Here is a 19323-nt window from a genome sequence, read left to right as displayed (position 1 = left end):
TTAAGACCGTAAGAATAATTTACCTAATTCATCAGGTGTAAACTTGATTATCGTTGGACGACCATGAGGGCATACGTACGGTTTCTCTGTACTAAAGAGATCCTCAATTAAGGTAGTCATTTGATACATATTTAAATTATGACCTGCCTTAATGGCTCCTCTACAAGATGCATACGCTAGCATTTCATGACGTAACTGAGCCTTGGTAGGCTGTTGGTGTTCGTGTAAGTAAGAAAATACATATTGGAGAATTTCAAAAGCCTTTGACTCTACTAAATCTACAGGAGCCCCTACCAATTTAATTTTCGTAGGACCACCTAACTCTACATCAAACCCAAGATCTAGTAAGGTTTCACGCTCTTCCTCTACCAAATTCATTTCATCATCTGTAGCCTCACTATATTGAGGCACCAGAATAGATTGCATAGGAATGGATTCAGAAGACTTACAAAGTTTATCATAACGTACACGTTCATGAGCTGCGTGTTGGTCTATTATGTAGAGATCATCACCCTTTTTAGCCAAAATATAACAAGAAGCGACTTGCCCCATAGGTAAGAATCCAGAATTTTGAATAGTACGCTCCTCTGTATTTTCTTTACGAATATCTTGAGCTAAAGACTTAAATTTATCAACGTCTTCCTTCGTATAACTAGTATATTCAGTAGGAACAGCATCGAAGCTTTCGTCTGTAAAGGACGACTGTTCATAAGTAGCCTTTGGCGGAGGTGGTGTAAAACCCTTAGTTTTAAGACTCTCTACAAACTGTGTAGTCTCACCGCGCATGACTTCGTATCCTTTAGTACGGCGACTACCAAATACTTTGTCATAATCTACCGCAGTAGCTATATGCTCAGCAGACTGTATCTCATCTTGTACAACAGAAGGTATTCTATACGAATCATATGTACTATTGCCATGATGAGATAAACTACCATAAGAACTAGAATTAGTAACTGTAGCATTCCTGTTAGTATTTACGTCATTACTATTGGTTTCGTTATTGCGGAAATCAGCTCCATTATTAATTGTGCCATTTATATAAGAAGATGATTCTCGTTCGTATCGCTCATGGAGAGGATTATTTAAGGCGTTTAAAATACCATGATAAACAGCTTTAAATATTATCTTATCATCTGAGAATTTTACTTCACTCTTTCGTGGATGAACGTTAATATCAACCATACCAGCAGGTACAGTAATATTAAGTACCACTAAAGGATGACCGTTTTTAGGTAATAATGCATGGTAAGCATTATCGATAGCCTTCATTATTGTTTTATCGGAAATAACACGGTTATTAACGATAATAGTTTGCCAAATTCTTGTACTTTTAAGAAGTGTTGGTTTACTCACTACACCATCGATATAAATAGAGTCACTTTCATAAGCAACAGTGAAAATATCATCTTTCGTTTTATAGCCATATAATGCGGCTACCGTATCACCAATATTGCCGTTTCCAGGCGTAATAATAGCCACACGGTCATCTACGATGAGTTTAAAAGAAATATGTGGGTTACTAAGGGCCAGTTTGCCTACAATATCTTGAATTTTAGAAGATTCGGTACGCTCTGTTTTCAAGAATTTGCGACGTGCTGGCGTATTATAAAACAAATCTTTAATTTCAATTGTCGTACCAGGTGCCGCACCATAAGGAATACAATCGGTGAAAGTACCACCATCTACGGTAATACGAGTGCCCAAATCAGAGTCAGCTTTACGTGTAGTCAAAGAAAAATGAGACACCGAGGCAATACTAGCCAAAGCCTCCCCACGAAAGCCGAGGGATGCTATATCAAATAAATCCTCTACCTGTTGTATTTTAGAGGTAGCATGACGCAAAATTGCCAGGCGTGCATCTTCCTCTGTCATACCGATACCATTATCGGTAATCCTCATGTAAGCTACACCGCCATCGCCGATTTCAACCTCAATATTAGTGGCGGACGCATCAATGGAGTTTTCAATGAGCTCTTTAATAACTGATGCGGGACGTTCCACAACTTCACCAGCAGCTATCTTATTGATTGTGGTTTCATCCAATACATGAATGGTTGCCATTATTTCCCGCCTCCTTTACGAGCCTCCTCTTGTAGTTCATATAATTTATTTAATGCTTCAATCGGTGTCATACTCATTACATCCACTTCGAGTAAGCTATCGACTACAGAATGAGTAAATAAGTTACCTAGTGAAGAATCACTCACTTGTTTAGTAACTGGCTTCACGACATTATTAAGTTGAGCTCCCATAACACGATTATTTAAATCACTAGCATCATGACTTTGGTCTTCCAAAGATTCCAAAATTACCTCTGCACGTTTTAACACAGAATTTGGCAATCCTGCCAATCTCGCTACATGAATACCATAGCTTCGATCTGCGCCACCTCTGATGATGCGGCGCAAGAATGCCACATCCTTACCTTTTTCTTTTACAGCTACAGTGTAATTCTTTAATTTACTATAGCTTTCTTCTAAACTAATTAGCTCATGGTAATGGGTAGCAAATAATGTCTTGCCGTGAATATGCTTACAAATATGCTCAACTACAGCTTGAGCGATACTTAAACCATCAAATGTACTAGTGCCACGACCAATTTCATCTAAGATGATTAAGCTGTTATGTGTAGCATTCTCTAAAATATAGGCTACCTCTTTCATTTCTACCATGAACGTACTTTGACCAGTAGAAATATCATCACTAGCACCTACACGGGTAAAGATGCGATCCACTGGAGAAATAGATGCTTCACGGGCAGGAATAAAGGAGCCTATTTGAGCCATAATCATCAAAATAGCAGCTTGACGCATATATGTTGATTTACCGGCCATATTAGGACCTGTAATGAGCAAGAATTCCTCATCATCATGATTTAAAACGATATCATTTGGTACAAAAACTTCACGCTTCAAGAATTTTTCAATTACAGGATGACGACCATCTCGAATATTGATTTGGCCATTCATTACGATGGTAGGGCAAATATAATTTTCTTCGTAACCTACTAGTGCCAAAGAACACAATACATCAAGCTCAGCAAGAGCACGAGCTGTTTCTTGTACCTCTTTAATAACAAGTTTTATATCATTTCGTAATTGTTGATATAATTCATGTTCTAAAGCGATTATCTTGTCTTTAGCGCTAAGAATTTTGATTTCAAATTCCTTTAACTCAGGCGTAATATAACGCTCTGCATTAGCTAAAGTTTGTTTTCGAATAAAGTAATCAGGTACTTGTTCAGATTTACTATGGGATACTTCAAAGTAATATCCAAATACCTTATTATAACCAGTTTTAATTTTAGATAAACCAGTAGCCTCTTTAATATCAGCTTCCATCTTAGCTAGCCATTGCTCACTATTAGTAGCTAAAGAACGTAGTTCATCTAAATCTGGATTGAAACCATCTTTAATAACTCGGCCTTCTTTTAATGTCAATGCTGGTTGGTCAGCAATAGCAAGACATAATAAATCATAAATGTCTTTATGATCTTGGATGCGGTCATTAATAGATGTTAATGCTAAACTTGAGCATGTACCTAATACATTTTTAATATCTGGCAATACTGCTAGAGATTCACGAAGAGCCGTTAAATCTCTAGGTGACACAGAACCTGTTTCTACACGACCTACGATGCGCTCAAAATCATAAATACAATCTAATAAGCTACGCATATGAGACCGTTCAGCACCGCGTGTAATAAGTTCTGCTACGGCAGCTTGTCTACGTTGAATTTGATTTACATCAGTCAACGGACTTTCAAGCCATTGTTTTAATAGGCGCGCCCCCATTGGTGTCAATGTTCGATCAAGTACATCGAGTAATGTACCTTTTTGACCGCCATCACGTAAATTATGGGTAATTTCAAGATGACGTAAGGAAGATGTATCTAAGATTAGACGATTACCTACACTCAATTGATGTACATAGTTAATATGGGAAATTTCAGTCTTAATAATATCCTCTAAATATAAAAGCATATACCCTAATGCTTCCCATACATCCTCTTCCATAAGGCCTAAATCACCAAAGTGAGTAACTGCTTTTTCCGCTACCTCTCGTTGTGTATGATATGTACTAAATGGAGATAATACAATATTGCTGAATTGATTATCCATAAAGTCTTTTATATCTTGCGGTAATACAGTTCCTTCAGGCAATATAATTTCACTTGGACGATACATACTGAGTGCATCAAACATATCACTTCGTTTTTCACAATCAGTAATACGATGCCAAATAACTTCCCCAGTAGATACATCTGAAAATACGAGTATCCATGCATCTTTTACCATATAAAATAACGATAAAAAATTGTTTGACCGTGCATCATTACCATTTTCAGTCATTACAGTTCCCGGTGTAATAACCTTAATAACGTCACGCTTAACAATACCCTTAACTGCTTTAGGATCTTCTAATTGTTCACAAATAGCAACTTTATAACCTTTTTTTACCAATGTTTCTATATAACTTTCAGCAGCATGAAAAGGAACGCCACACATTGGTGTGCGTTCCTCATCTCCTGTTGGGCGACCGGTTAAGGTTATATTAAGTTCACGAGATGCAATTAATGCATCATCATTAAATAATTCATAAAAGTCACCTAACCGAAAGAACAGTAATTCTTCAGAATATCTAGATTTAATATCTAAATACTGCTCCATCATAGGTGTTTGCTTTTTTGCCATACTTACCCCTTTTGTATTGTACCGTAGCAAACCCAAGTTTGTGCTTTATCAATATATGCAGGTACAGTTTCGCCAATTGATAAAGAATCGTCTTTCGGGAATAATACCATTTTATTTCCTGATGTGCGACCAAACCACATATCTTCATCACGAGGACTTGGCCCCTCTACAATAATATCAAACACTTGCCCTTCCATAGGTTTATTTAATTCATAAGAGATTTCATTTTGCACATCCATCAATGTTTGTAAACGTACGCGTTTAACCTCTTCTGGTACTTGATCATCCATAGTCGCTGCTGGCGTTCCAGAACGTTTGGAATAAATAAAGGTATACGCCATATCATAACGTACATCTTTTAATAATTGTAGTGTAGCTTGGAAATCTTCCTCTGTTTCACCCGGGAAACCTACGATAATATCTGTAGTAACTACTACATCTTTAATTTTCTCACGACAGTAAGAGAGTAATTCTTTATAATGCTCCACCGTATAATGACGGTTCATCTTCTTCAAAATACGGTCTGAACCAGATTGAATCGGTAAATGTAAATGAGTAACAATATTAGAAGATCGACCAAGGGCATCTATCATAGATTTAGTCATATCTTGAGGATGACTTGTCATATAACGAATACGTTCAATACCTGGAATACCATCAAGAGCGTCCACTAATGTACCAAAATCAGTACCATCTTTAAAATCTAAGCCATAAGAGTTTACATTTTGCCCCAACAAAGTAATCTCTTTAAACCCTTTTGCCCCTAGTTCGGTTACCTCTTTTACGATGGCCTCTACAGGACGACTAATTTCTCTACCACGAACGTGAGGAACGATGCAGTACGTACAGAACTTATTGCACCCATTCATAATAGGTACCCATGCATAAAAGGTACCATTAGGTTTTGCTTCCAATTCAGGTAACACGGAATTATCCATATCTACATTGATTTGGTGTGTATGACCTCGTTGTACCTCTTCAATCATTTCATTAATATGTTGAATATTATGAGTACCTAAGACAATATCAATATGGGGAGCGCGCTTAAACATTTCTGCTTGATTCTTCTGTGCCATGCATCCTGTAACAGCAAGAATTAAGTTTTTATTTTTTCTCTTCAGTCTCATTAGCTCACCTATGCGGCCATAGACTTTTGTTTCTGCATTCTCACGTACTGCACAAGTATTTAATAATATTAAATCTGCAGTTTCTACGTCCTCTGTAGGTGTATAGCCAACAGATTCTAACTGATGCGATAAGCGCTCAGAATCAGCAGTATTCATTTGACAACCATAGGTGTAAATATAATAAGACTTCATTCTAACTCCTATACTTTAACAATCTTACGTTTTGTTTCTATAATATTTTTAACTTTTATGGACATCCGTTCTATAGACATGCCTGTAATGTATTCAATCTCATTACGTACAGATTTTTGTACTTGCTGCATCAATGTTTTTACAGGATAACCATGTTCAATAACAACAGCCATATCAACAACGAGACCATTTTGGCCTTTATCACCTTTTTTGAAAGAAATAACACTAGACTCGTCAACACCAGCTACTTTTTTAAGGCCATTGCGAATCAATTTAATAATTACATCATCATCAAAGGTGAGTCGTCCATAATAGCTGAAAGCAGGGCGTACTACAGAACGTTCAAAGCCTTCTGACCCAATTTGCCCCAATGTATCTTGGTCTTGTTTTTTTAATGTACGTCGACGCCACATAGTTTTGATTGGATCAATTAAGTACCCTCTAAAGTGAGGTTTCAATTCCATCGTTGGAACTGGAATAATATGTTTACCTTCTTTTAGACGAGCATGTTGTGCCTTTTCAATTTCTTTAGGTGTAGCAACGTCCTCAATGCGAATATACCGATCAGGATCTTGCAAGCCTAATGCTTTAGTAATTTTCTTAACCATATTATCGGATGTACCAATAATCATAAGTTTATTAGGATTGATTTTATCTAATTGATCACGTACTGATTTTACTTGCACTTCATCTTGGAAAATAGCACGACGAACAGCTTTTAATCGGCTAGATTCCTTCTTAGCAGAAAAACCAGCTACAATCTTATTATCGTGAATTAAAATGCCATCATCGATAATACATTCAATATTGTTTTCATGAGCAACTACGAGCGCACGATGGCTTTTACCAGTGCCACTACTACCTACAAATGCAATGACTTCCATAGTCAACCTCATTATTTATAACAAACTAATAAATTCTGATACATTCTCAGATGATACCAAGTAGTCTCCAAATTTATCTGGTGCCTTTCCTGGAATACCATGATAATCAGAACCACCTGTAATAAACAAGTTATGTTCTGTAGCTAATGCTTTATATCGTTTCACATCATCCGCGTTATGTTTAGTATGGTAAACCTCCATACCATCAAAATCATAAGCTAACATTTCTACTACATACTCATCACTAGATACTAATTTAGGATGAGCCATAACGGCAAGGCCTCCAGCTTTATGAATAATATCAATAATATATGGAACCTCAACCTTAACCTTAGGCACATAGCAAGGACTATCCTTACGAAGGATCCCTCTAAAGACTTCATTAACATCCTTAGCATATCCACCATTGATTAAAAGTGTACCTATATGTGGACGTCCATAAGCTTTAGTATCAGGAAATTGTTTGATTAAATCTTCTTTTGTAATATAATAACCTTCGATATTACAGCGTCTTATAATTTCATCAATACGTTCTTCACGTTTTCTTTTGAAGAACGTAATAAAATCATTTAACTCTTCATTATTTTCATCAAAACAATATCCTAAAATGTGGATAGACTTATCTTTATAATCAGCACTAAATTCACAGCCGTTTATAATTTTAATCGTTTCATTAGGATCTAATTCTAGTTGTGCGGTACGCAATGCTTTAATTCCATCAATTTCATCATGATCAGTTAAAGCCATCATAGATACATTGCAATCTAAGGCATGACGCAATAATTCCTTTGGAGTTTTAATACCATCGGAATAAACGGAATGCATGTGAAAATCTACAAGCATAGAGCACCTCCCATTACAAATATCCTATCTTTTAATTATGACCGATTTAGTCTATTAATTCAAGTTTAGAAAGAAAAATTGCGACCCTAATGAGTATTCACTAGAATCGCAATTTAATTATAAATCTTGAAGCAATTCAGTAACCTTAGTTGCTACAGAATCAATAGCACATGTAATGGCTTCTCCAGACTTACGAATTTGAATTTCTACTTCATTATTTTCAAGTGTATTTTTACTTACTGTAATACGAAGTGGATAACCAATTAAATCAGCATCCTTAAATTTTACACCAGCGCGATCTTTGCGGTCATCAAGTAACACATCTACACCTGCAGTTTGTAATGCAGTATAAATGGTTTGACTTGTAGACATCAACGCTTCGTCTTTAGCATTAATCGGTACGATAACAGCTTCAAATGGTGCAATAGAACGAGGCCAAATAATACCATTTTCATCGTGGTATTGCTCAATAGCTGCAGCTAATGTACGAGATACACCAATGCCATAACAGCCCATAATCATTGGATTAGGACGACCGTTTTGGTCTAAGAATGTCGCTTGTAATGCTTCAGAATATTTTGTGCCTAATTTAAATACTTGACCAACTTCAATACCTTTAGCATGTTCTAATGCACCACCACAAGTTGGGCAAACATCGTCATCTGTAATTAAACGAATTGGTGCAACAATAATATCTTCTACATTAAAGTCACGTTTAGGGTTGATATTAACATAGTGCGCATCTTTTTTATTGGCACCGCCACAAACATTGTAAGATTCCATAACAGATTCATCCACAACAATAGCAAACTCCTCTGTTTGTTTTAATCCTACTGGACTAATGAAGCCAGCTGTTAAGCCAACTTTTTCTAATTCTTCAGGTGTAGCCATTTCAGGTTCTACAGAACCCAAAACTGCATGTTGTACTGCCACTTCATTGACTTCATGATCACCACGAACAATTGCTAATACCACTTTACCATCAATGGAGAAAACTACAGCTTTAATAGTTTTATGTAGTGGTAAGTTCAACATTTCCGCCACAGCTTCAATAGTACTTGCATTTGGAGTGTCCACAACGGATAACTCTTGTAGTGCTTCTTCTTCCTGTTTCATAATACCAGGTTTACCAATTTCAATGTTTGCAGCATAGTCACATTTTGTGCAATATACAATATCAGCTTCACCAGCTTCAGCAATTGCCATAAATTCATGTGTTCCACTACCACCGATGGCACCACTATCAGCTTCTACAGGACGGAATGTAAGCCCACAACGCGTAAAAATACGTGTATATGCATCATACATAGATTTATAAGATTCGTCTAAACCAGCTTCATCTACATCAAAAGAATATGCATCTTTCATAATAAATTCGCGACTACGCATCAAACCATAACGTGGACGACGTTCATCACGGAATTTACTTTGGATTTGATATAAATTTACTGGTAATTGACGATAGGAGTTAATCTCATTTTTTACAAGAGTTGTAATCATCTCTTCATGAGTTGGCCCCAAGCAGAATTCATTATCATGACGATCATTAATACGCATCATTTCTGCGCCATATGCGTTCCAACGGCCAGACTCTTTCCAAATTTCTGCAGGTTGTAAGATAGGCATCATGATTTCTTGAGCACTAGCACGATCCATTTCTTCACGTACAATGGCTTCAATTTTTTTGATACTTCTCCACCCCAATGGCAAAAAGCTATATAAACCATTTGCAGTTTTGCGCATAAAACCTGCGCGAAGCATAAGCTGTTGGCTAACTACATCAGCGTCAGATGGAACCTCACGCAATGTAGGTGCATATAATTTAGTGGCTAACATAAAGACTCCTCATTTAAGCTTTCTAAATATTGATCAATTTCTCTAAATAATGTATCTACTAATTCAGCTTCTGGTACAGTCTTGATAACTTCACCCTTTCGGAAAACAATACCTTGACCATTACCACCAGCAATACCAAAATCAGCTTCACGAGCCTCACCGGGCCCATTTACAACACATCCCATAACAGCAACTTTAATCGGAGCTTTAATAGATGCTAAGCGCTCCTCTACAATTCCCGCCATGTCAAACAGATTAACTTGGCATCGGCCACATGTAGGGCAGGAAATCATTGTAGCACCAAAGTTGCGTAATCCCAAGTTACTTAAAATACTTCGGCCTACTTCTATTTCATGTATTGGGTCACCCGTTAAAGATACCCGTAATGTATCACCAATACCGTCTAATAATAAAGCACCAATGCCCATAGCAGACTTAATGGTACCTTGTTTTATCGTCCCAGCCTCAGTAACACCTAAATGTAAAGGATAAGGAATCTTATCGGATAACTTACGATAGGCTTCTACCATTAAAGGAACTTCCGTTGCTTTAATGGATAATTTCATTTGGCGATAGTCGAGCTTTTCGAGAATTCGCACATGTTCTAATGCAGTCTCTACCATACCATCTGCTGTAGGATGACCGCCATGAGCATCGAGGATATGCTTAGGTAAAGAACCAGCATTGACACCTATACGAATTGGAATTTGTTTAGGTTTAGCTTTTTCAATAACAGCTAATACCTTATCTTCGCCCCCAATATTTCCTGGGTTAATACGCAATCCATCTACATTATTCTCAATAGCTTCTAAAGCTAATTTATAGTCGAAATGAATATCAGCAATTAAAGGAATATCGATACCAGCACGAACTGCTTTTAAAGCTTTTGCAGATGCCATTGTAGGTACTGCAACACGTACTAATTCACAACCAGCCTCAGCTAAGCGATTTATTTCAGCAATAGCCTTTTCCGTGTGAACCGGATCAGTGGTAATCATAGATTGAATGCTTACCGGTGCATAATCACCTATTTTAACTGTACCTACATAGATACCATTTGTTGGTTTACGTACAATCATTGTAATCTCCCATCTATCTTATAGTAATCGGAATATATCCTGAGTTGTTACATATAAGAATAATGCTACCATCAAAGCAACACCAACCATTTGAATATACATAAGTGCCTTAGCAGGTAACTTACGACCTGTGATAGCTTCAGCCAAAATAATAATTAAATGACCACCATCTAATACAGGTAATGGCAAAAGATTAATAACCCCTAAGTTAATACTTAAAAATGCTGCAAAACTTAATAGTGGCGCAAAGCCAGATTGTGCAATAGTACCAGCCATTTGTGAAATCCCTACAGGGCCAGATAGCTCTGCTGCCTGTGTGCCTCGAATCATATCATATAAGCCACTTAACATAGCAACAATTGTTTGACCTGTGCGAGTAACGGCTAAACTAAAAGATTCTCCAATACTATAAGTTTCTCGAGTATAACTAGGATAAATACCAATTTTAGGACTATCCTGTTCCATTTTTGGAATCACTGTAGTTTCTACAGTTTCCCCTTCTCTATCTACTACAACAGTAACACCATGATTGGCAGTACCTTGTAGGCTAGGACGGATTTCATCCCATGTAGAGATTTTTTTACCATCGATGGTAAGAATTCTATCGTTAGATTGTAAATGTGCCTGTTCAGCAGCGCTACCTGGGATGATATTACCAATAACAGGATCATTTGTATACGTGAGATTACCTACTGTTGCATTGAGACCAAAGAATAAAACTATGGCCAATAAAAAATTAAATACAGCACCTGCAGAAATAACAATAAATTTCTTCCATGCAGGTTTAGTATAAAATGAACGCTCATTAAGAGGCTCGTCAGGTGTCATACCTGCAATACGATTAAATCCACCAAGAGGAATGATACGAATCGAGTATAAAGTTTCCCCTCTTTGAACCTTGAATATGGCAGGTCCAAAACCAATGGCAAATTCGTCTACTTGCATACCTGACATTTTTGCTGTAATGAAATGGCCTAATTCATGAATAAACACGATTAAACCAAATACAAATATTGTGGCTAATGCCGTTGTCATATATACTCCTATACCATCAATGATGTGGCCTTTTCTCGAGCCCATCTATCGATGGCCAATAAATTGTCTAATGTAAAGTCATCTTCAGGTCCCATAGATTCAAGGACTGATGTGACGACTTTATAAATATCACCAAAGGCGATTTTATCATCTAAAAATGCATAAACTGCAGTTTCATTTGCAGCATTAAACACAGCTGGTTTAAAACCGCTTGATCGGCCCACTTCATAAGCAAGACGAAGAGCCGGGAAATCATCATATCGAGGTGGCAAGAATTCTAATTGTAAAGCCTTTGAAAAATCTAGGTGATTCATATGTAAAGTTTCACGTTTAGGATATGTCAAAGCATACTGAATAGGCTCCCTCATATCGGGATTCCCCATTTGTGCTAAGATGGCCCCATCTTTCATTCGTATCATTGAATGAACAATGCTTTGTGGATGTACCACTACGTCAATATGATCAAAATCAAAACCAAATAGCCAATGAGCTTCAATTACTTCTAACCCTTTATTAAATAGAGATGCAGAGTCAATCGTAATCTTGTTACCCATATTCCAAGTTGGATGACGTAGGCAATCAGCAGCTGTGGCAGTTTGAATTTTATCAGAATCCCAAGTGCGTAAAGGACCACCAGAAGCGGTAACAATTAAGGAATCAACATTCTCGCGATTTTGACCTTCTAAACACTGGAATATTGCGCTATGTTCACTATCAATAGGTAGAATTTGTACGCCATACTCCTTAGCCAAAGATGTAATCAATGGTCCACCAGCAACTAATGTTTCCTTATTAGCTAGACCTATAGTCTTACGTTTCTTTATAGCCTCTACAGTAGGTTCAATACCTGCAGCACCAACAATAGCAGTTACAACCATAGTCGCTTCTTGAATCGTAGCAGCAGCTATGAGTGCTTCCTTACCGCCCACAAGTTTTGTAGGACCTGTATAGCGTCCTTGTAGCTCTTTAAAAGCACTTTCATCAACTAGACCGGCTACTAATGGCTGATATTCTTTAATTTGTTTTTCTAAGAGGTCAATATTATGATGTGCCACTAGGGCAACCACCTTGAATTGATCTGGATGTTGAGACACCACATCTAGTGTCTGTGTACCGATTGAGCCAGTACTGCCAATAATACTTAGGTATTTCATAAGCTTACCTCTATTAGATTAGAACGAGAATAGTAATATATAAATCAATGTAATAGGTGCCGTAAATAATAAGCTATCAAACCGATCTAATACACCGCCATGACCTGGTAATAAGGTACCAGAATCTTTCACATTACATAATCGTTTAATCTTTGATTCAAATAAATCACCTAATGGTGCAAGTATACCGCTAATCATACCAACATGAATACCCATCCACCATGGAATACCCACGATATACGAAAATACAGCACCTGTAATAATACAGCCAATAAAGCCACCAATAAAACCTTCTAATGTTTTATTAGGACTAATGGATGGAACAATTTTATGTTTACCAAAGGCACGACCCGCAAAGTACGCAAAAGTATCACTAGCCCATGTGGTAAACAATACTAGCCAAAGAGTAATTGTTCCCCAATTATATAATTCAAAGGGCATTGATAAAGACATGTAAATAGAGTCATGACGAATCATGAGCAAAGAAATCATGCCAATACCAACATATAATAAACCAAATACACTAAAAGAAACGCTAGCTAAAGAGTATTTATTTTCACCAAATGTACATAACATATAATTAGCTGATAAACTCAATACTACTATAGCAATTGCTAAAATATACTGATGACATGCAAAGGCAATCATCAATAATAAAATACTAATATAACCCCATAAAATGGACATTCGCACATGTTTAGCTTTACCTAGTAAAACAAACTCACGCCATCCCAATAGAGCTAATAATGTAATAAGAACATCATACACAGATCCGCCTAATGTAATGGCCCCTAAGGCAATAATAAAACCTATAACAGCGGTTATAACACGTGTTTTTAACATTTTTTATTCCTCATCACGTAAGCCACCAAATCGGCGTTCTCGTTTTTGATATGCTGCAACAGCTTCCAATAATGTTTCTTTAGTGAAATCCGGCCAATGTAAATCAGTAAACCAGAATTCAGCATAAGCTAGCTGCCACAATAAAAAGTTACTAATTCTAAAATCACTACTTGGACGAATTAATAAGTCTACATCACTAAACTCCTTCGTGAAAAGTTGGGAGCTAACATAGTCTTCTGTAATATCGTCTGTAGTTATAGTTCCATCTGCAACAGAGTTTGTAATGTTGCGGATAGTTCTTACTATTTCATCACGCCCACCATAGTTTATAGCTAACTGTAAGGTAAGGCCTGTATTATTCTGAGTTAATAATTCTGCATCGCGAATAATCTTTTGAAGCTCATCAGAAAGAGCACTAATATATCCAATAAAGCGAATGCGTACATTATGTTCATGCATATACTTAACATTATTGTTTAAGTATTCTTTTATGAGAGCCATAAGTAAAGAAACTTCCTGTTCAGGACGCTTCCAGTTCTCTGTGGAGAAACCATATACCGTAAGAGCTCTAATTCCAATCTCATTTGCAGCAATAACAATCTGCTTTAATACGTCGGCTCCTGCACGATGCCCCATAGATCGTGGCATCCCTCTTCGTTTAGCCCAACGACCATTGCCATCCATAATAATAGCAACGTGTTTTGGTATTGCATTACTATCAATATCAGGCGTATCAGATGGTTTACGGTTAAATAATTTCTTTAGCATAGTCTACCTCGATAGAATTTCCGAAGTCGCTGGCAATCATTGGTCTATACACTAGTATATGTAAACACTCATCAACCTTGGTAATACGTGCTACATAAAGTCCCTTATCGGCAATATCAAAAAAGCGATTAAAGGATCCCCCAATCATTACCTTAAAAGGAATATGGGCAGCCTGCAAACGAGACTTTGCAAGCTGCCATGGCATTCCAATAAGGCTATTAGAATCTAACATTATACTTCTAATACGTCCTTTTCTTTTACTGCTTTTAACTCATCAATCTGCTTAATTTTAGCATCTGTAAGTTTTTGGATTTGATCTAAACCGTCTTTAGCATCATCTTCAGTAATTGTTTTAGCTTTTTCTTCTTTTTTTAATGCATCATTTACATCACGACGAATGTTACGTACTGCAACTTTAGCATCTTCAGCTTTTTTATGAACAACTTTAACGATTTCTTTACGGCGCTCCTCAGTTAATTGAGGAATAGTTAAACGAATTTGAGCACCATCATTACCTGGGTTTAAACCAAGATCGGATTGTAAAATTGCCTTTTCAATGGCACCAATCATAGTTTTATCCCAAGGTGCAATTACAATCATGCGAGGCTCAGGTACAGAAATATTCGCAACTTGGTTAATTGGAGAAGGGCTACCATAATAATCAACCATTACTTTATCAAGCAATGCTACACTAGCACGGCCTGTACGAATAGATGCGAATTCATGTTTTAAAGCCTCAATAGACTTATTCATGCGTTCTTCTGCTTGTTGTAACAATTCTTTAATTTCCATTTGAATTATTCTCCTCGAACAATGGTACCAATCTCTTCACCTTTAGCGGCTTTTGTAATGTTACCCGGAATGTCCATGCTAAATACGATAATAGGAATATTGTTATCTTTACATAAAGTTGTGGATGTTGCATCCATAACCTTTAATTCTTTTGTAATGATATCATTATATGTTAATTCATCAAATTTAACGGCATTAGGATTCGTTTTAGGATCAGAATCATATACACCGTCAGCAAATTTCTTCGCCATCAGAATTGCATCTGCTTCAATTTCAGCAGCCCGTAATGCAGCAGTCGTATCTGTAGAGAAATATGGTTTACCAAGACCAGCACCGAAGATTACGATACGTTTTTTCTCTAAATGACGGATGGCACGACGACGAATATAAGGTTCTGCAATTTCTTGCATTTCGATAGCAGTTTGAACGCGAGTATCTACGCCTGCTTGTTCTAATGCATCTTGCAATGCTAAGGAGTTCATTACTGTTGCTAGCATACCCATATAGTCAGCTGTAGCACGATCCATACCTTGGTTACTACCAGCTAATCCTCTCCATAAGTTACCGCCACCAACAACAATTGCGATTTCTAAATCAGTGGATTTTGCTAAAGCAGCAATTTCTTTTGCAAATTCTTCAACAACATCAGGGTTAATACCAAAACCTTGTTCACCCGCTAATGCTTCACCACTCAACTTCAAAACAATACGTCTAAAGTTTCTCTTTGCCATGTGTTTACTCCTCTATTGCAAAATAAGAGAACACTGTACGGTGTTCTCTTATTATTTCTTAATTATTTACCAACAGATGCCATTACTTCAGCTACGAAGTCATCTTGGCGTTTTTCAATGCCTTCGCCCAAACCATAGCGAACAAAACGACGTACGTTGATGTTTTCACCGATTTTTGCAATATTTTCATTAATGATGTCTGTAACTGTTTTGTCGCCATCTTTAATGAATACTTGTTCTAATAGGCAGTTTTCTTTATAGAATTTTTCAATACGACCAGCAACCATTTTTTCCAAAACAGCTTCAGGTTTTGGTTTACGGCCAGCTTTTACGTCTTCTTCAGCTTCTACTTTAGCTTGTTCCAACAATACTTGTTTTTCGTGTTCGATTACTTCAGCAGGAACTTCTTCACGGTTCAAGTATGTAGGGTTTACAGCTGCGATTTGCATAGCGATATCGCGTGCCAAGCTTTGGAAATCATCAGTTTTAGCAACGAAGTCAGTTTCGCAGTTAACTTCTACCAATACGCCAATACGACCACCAGCATGGATGTAAGATTGTACTACACCTTCAGCTGCGATACGACCTGCTTTTTTAGCAGCAGCAGCCAAACCTTTTTCACGAAGAAGGTCAACCGCTTTTTCGATATTACCGTCAGTTTCAACCAATGCTTTTTTAGCGTCCATCATACCTGCGCCAGTCATGTCGCGCAATTCTTTTACCAAAGCAGCAGTAATTGCCATTATTTTGTTCCTCCTAGTATTAATTAAGGTAAGGAAATAGTCCTTACCCTAATTATATATGTTATAGATTTATCTTTCAAATGCTAATCAGAAATGATTTAGTAGCTTTGCAGAATTATTCCGCAGCTTCAGCACCGTCCAAGGATTCGCCTTGACGACCTTCAAGAACAGCGTCAGCCATTTTACCAGCCAATAATTTTACAGCACGAATAGCGTCATCATTTGCTGGGATTGGGAATTCAACTTCATCTGGGTCACAGTTAGTGTCAACTGTTGCAACAACTGGAATACCCAATTTTTTAGCTTCTGCAATAGCGATTTTTTCTTTTTTAGGATCAACTACGAAAAGAGCACCTGGCATTTTAGGCATATCTTTGATACCGCCAAGGTATTTTTCCAATTTTTCCATTTCATGACGAAGACCGATAACTTCTTTTTTAGGCAATACTTCGAAAGTACCATCTTCTGCCATAGCTTCCAATTGTTTTAAACGTTTAATACGAGTTTCAATTGTTTTGAAGTTAGTCAACATACCGCCCAACCAACGTTCGTTAACGAAGAACATGTTAGCGCGGATAGCTTCTTCTTTAATAGCTTCTTGAGCTTGTTTTTTAGTACCTACGAACAAGATTACTTCGCCTTGGGAAGCAACTTCGCGTAAGAAAGAGTAAGCTTCTTCTACTTTTTTAACTGTTTTAGACAAGTCAATGATATAAATACCATTGCGTTCAGTGAAGATGAATTTCGCCATTTTAGGGTTCCATCTTCTAGTCTGATGACCAAAGTGTACACCAGCCTCTAATAATTGTTTCATTGATACAACTGCCATTGTGGCACCTCCTGTTAATTAACCTCCGCCGCTTCATCCTTCGGGTCACCCAAAATTAGGCACAGTACCGAAGTCCACCGACGTGCATATTTTTCATACCTGATAATTTTAACAAATAATTATTGTAAAAGCAAGCAAGGAGTGAGGATTTCTTTAAGAATCCATCACTCCTTATTTTAATTTAATGAATTAATTGTCAATAGACTATATTAAAGCTTGTATTCTATATCGCCGATACTAATATAAATATTAATTATTGCGAATAGATTCAATCATATGTGCTCGATCATCAGCGCCAAATACAGCAGATCCTGCTACTAAAACAGTAGCACCTGCTCTTTTAATTGGGACACATGTTATATCATTAATGCCACCATCTACTTCAATAACTGCAGTTGTATTATCTACTTCCTCTAGTAGCATTTTAGCTTGCTTAACTTTTTTAATAGCATTTGGAATAAAAGATTGCCCACCAAAGCCAGGATTTACAGACATAATTAAAATCATGTCTAGATCAGCAGCCACATCCTCTAACAAGGACACTGGTGTACTTGGATTAAGTGCAACCCCTGCTTTCATGCCACATTGTTTAATATGTTGGATTAAACGATGCATATGTGGCACAGTTTCTTGATGAAATGTAAAATACTCTACACCAATCTTTGCAAATTCTTCTACATAGTCACCAGGATTTGTAACCATTAAGTGAACATCAAATGGTAATTGTGTATAAGGACGGATGGCTTTCACGATAGGTGCACCAAATGTTAGGTTTGGTACAAAATGACCATCCATAATATCAATATGCAATAAATCAGCTCCAGCTAATTCAATAGATTTTATTTCTTCGCTTAATGTTGCAAAATTTGCAGAGAGCATAGATGGTGCAATTTTAATCATTTTAAAACCTCTTTCGTTGACTTTCTATGTCATTACGTATAGACATATATGCATCATATCGTCCTTGATGAATATGGCCTGCATCTAAAGCATCTTTTATGCCACAAATAGGTTCATGTTCATGATAACAAGGATTAAATTTACATGTATCAACATAATTACTAAATTCAGGGAATAACGTAGGTAACCGTTCTAATGAAACATCGTTAAACTCAATCGCACTAAATCCAGGTGTATCCATAATAAAAGAATCTGAATCCAAACTATATAAAGAAGCATGACGGGTGGTATGTTTACCGCGCTTTATTTTGTCACTAACCTCACCCGTTTGGAATGCAAACTTAGGATCAACAGCATTTAATAGACTACTTTTACCAACACCAGAAGGGCCTGCAAAGGCAGTTACCTTATGCTCTAACACATGACGTAACTCATCAATACCTGTCATATTATATGTAGATGTCATCAATACTTCATAGCCGATAGATTTATAAAGCTTTACCATGGCTTCTGTATCTGGATCCATCAAATCACATTTGTTAATACATAATACAATCGGGATATCTGCATGTTCAATCATGACAAGCATTTTATTTAGTAAAAGCTCATTAATATCTGGTTCATGAGCAGCTACAACCAATACAACTTGATCAATATTAGCTACCGCAGGTCTAACCATGGAATTATGACGATCGAGGATGGACTCAACGAATCCATCCTCAGAAATCGTAACACGATCACCGACAAGTAAACTGTAGCGACCTTTCTTTAATCTACCTCGAACTTTACATTCATGAACAGTACTTGCATCGTCTTGTACATAGAAGTAACCATTCATATTTTTGACAACAATACCTGTAATCATAATTC

At 37.0% G+C, this 19323-nt stretch carries 18 protein-coding genes; all 18 read right to left on the bottom strand.

Annotation, left to right across the window (positions count from 1 at the left end):
* The 18 genes from mutL to rsgA all read right to left on the bottom strand — a co-directional run bounded on the left by mutL (position 1) and on the right by rsgA (position 19318).
* Positions 1–2064 carry a DNA mismatch repair endonuclease MutL gene (gene mutL, locus VCHSUH03_RS05745; protein WP_105094340.1) on the bottom strand — a complete coding sequence of 688 codons (2064 nt, stop codon included), beginning with the start codon at positions 2062–2064 and terminating at the stop codon, positions 1–3.
* Complete coding sequence (gene mutS, locus VCHSUH03_RS05740) at positions 2064–4697, bottom strand: DNA mismatch repair protein MutS (RefSeq protein ID WP_105094339.1); 2634 nt, start codon at positions 4695–4697, stop codon at positions 2064–2066. The genes mutL and mutS overlap by 1 nt, the downstream gene beginning before the upstream one ends.
* Positions 4698–4699: 2 nt before the next feature.
* Complete coding sequence (gene miaB / locus VCHSUH03_RS05735; RefSeq protein WP_060924636.1) at positions 4700–6016, bottom strand: tRNA (N6-isopentenyl adenosine(37)-C2)-methylthiotransferase MiaB; 1317 nt, start codon at positions 6014–6016, stop codon at positions 4700–4702.
* 8 nt (positions 6017–6024) lie between these two features.
* Positions 6025–6900: an Asp23/Gls24 family envelope stress response protein gene (locus VCHSUH03_RS05730; RefSeq protein WP_105094338.1), complete on the bottom strand. Its 876-nt coding sequence runs from the start codon at positions 6898–6900 to the stop codon at positions 6025–6027.
* A 15-nt stretch (positions 6901–6915) separates the two neighbouring features.
* Positions 6916–7743 carry a PHP domain-containing protein gene (locus VCHSUH03_RS05725; RefSeq protein ID WP_105094337.1) on the bottom strand — a complete coding sequence of 276 codons (828 nt, stop codon included), beginning with the start codon at positions 7741–7743 and terminating at the stop codon, positions 6916–6918.
* A 117-nt stretch (positions 7744–7860) separates the two neighbouring features.
* Positions 7861–9579 (bottom strand): proline--tRNA ligase, encoded by a 1719-nt coding sequence (locus VCHSUH03_RS05720; RefSeq protein ID WP_105094336.1) that lies wholly within the window; start codon positions 9577–9579, stop codon positions 7861–7863.
* Complete coding sequence (gene ispG / locus VCHSUH03_RS05715) at positions 9573–10658, bottom strand: flavodoxin-dependent (E)-4-hydroxy-3-methylbut-2-enyl-diphosphate synthase (protein WP_005386720.1); 1086 nt, start codon at positions 10656–10658, stop codon at positions 9573–9575. The genes VCHSUH03_RS05720 and ispG overlap by 7 nt, the downstream gene beginning before the upstream one ends.
* 18 nt (positions 10659–10676) lie before the next feature.
* Positions 10677–11693 (bottom strand): RIP metalloprotease RseP, encoded by a 1017-nt coding sequence (rseP, locus tag VCHSUH03_RS05710; protein WP_060924640.1) that lies wholly within the window; start codon positions 11691–11693, stop codon positions 10677–10679.
* Between the two features lie 8 nt (positions 11694–11701).
* On the bottom strand, positions 11702–12847 hold the full coding sequence (locus VCHSUH03_RS05705; RefSeq protein ID WP_105085571.1) for a 1-deoxy-D-xylulose-5-phosphate reductoisomerase: 1146 nt from the start codon (positions 12845–12847) through the stop codon (positions 11702–11704).
* A gap of 18 nt (positions 12848–12865) precedes the next feature.
* Positions 12866–13690: a phosphatidate cytidylyltransferase gene (locus VCHSUH03_RS05700; RefSeq protein ID WP_105094335.1), complete on the bottom strand. Its 825-nt coding sequence runs from the start codon at positions 13688–13690 to the stop codon at positions 12866–12868.
* 3 nt (positions 13691–13693) lie between these two features.
* Positions 13694–14458: an isoprenyl transferase gene (locus tag VCHSUH03_RS05695; protein WP_105094334.1), complete on the bottom strand. Its 765-nt coding sequence runs from the start codon at positions 14456–14458 to the stop codon at positions 13694–13696.
* Complete coding sequence (locus tag VCHSUH03_RS05690; RefSeq protein ID WP_105085568.1) at positions 14439–14690, bottom strand: hypothetical protein; 252 nt, start codon at positions 14688–14690, stop codon at positions 14439–14441. Before VCHSUH03_RS05690 ends, VCHSUH03_RS05695 begins: the two co-directional genes overlap by 20 nt.
* Positions 14690–15250: a ribosome recycling factor gene (gene frr, locus VCHSUH03_RS05685; RefSeq protein WP_005386731.1), complete on the bottom strand. Its 561-nt coding sequence runs from the start codon at positions 15248–15250 to the stop codon at positions 14690–14692. The genes VCHSUH03_RS05690 and frr overlap by 1 nt, the downstream gene beginning before the upstream one ends.
* 5 nt (positions 15251–15255) lie before the next feature.
* On the bottom strand, positions 15256–15981 hold the full coding sequence (pyrH, locus tag VCHSUH03_RS05680) for a UMP kinase (protein WP_024066541.1): 726 nt from the start codon (positions 15979–15981) through the stop codon (positions 15256–15258).
* Positions 15982–16043: 62 nt separating this feature from the next.
* Complete coding sequence (gene tsf / locus VCHSUH03_RS05675) at positions 16044–16727, bottom strand: translation elongation factor Ts (RefSeq protein WP_105094333.1); 684 nt, start codon at positions 16725–16727, stop codon at positions 16044–16046.
* 112 nt (positions 16728–16839) lie between these two features.
* A complete protein-coding gene (gene rpsB, locus VCHSUH03_RS05670) occupies positions 16840–17553 on the bottom strand; it encodes a 30S ribosomal protein S2 (protein ID WP_060924643.1) in 714 nt (237 codons plus the stop codon).
* A 249-nt stretch (positions 17554–17802) separates the two neighbouring features.
* Positions 17803–18453 carry a ribulose-phosphate 3-epimerase gene (gene rpe / locus VCHSUH03_RS05665; protein ID WP_105094332.1) on the bottom strand — a complete coding sequence of 217 codons (651 nt, stop codon included), beginning with the start codon at positions 18451–18453 and terminating at the stop codon, positions 17803–17805.
* A gap of 1 nt (position 18454) precedes the next feature.
* Positions 18455–19318 (bottom strand): ribosome small subunit-dependent GTPase A, encoded by an 864-nt coding sequence (gene rsgA / locus VCHSUH03_RS05660; protein ID WP_105085565.1) that lies wholly within the window; start codon positions 19316–19318, stop codon positions 18455–18457.
* Positions 19319–19323: the final 5 nt, after the last annotated feature.

Origin of the sequence: Veillonella infantium (genome assembly GCF_002959895.1) — a bacterium.
GTDB lineage: Bacteria > Bacillota > Negativicutes > Veillonellales > Veillonellaceae > Veillonella > Veillonella infantium.
This window is presented reverse-complemented; position numbering and strand designations above follow the sequence as displayed.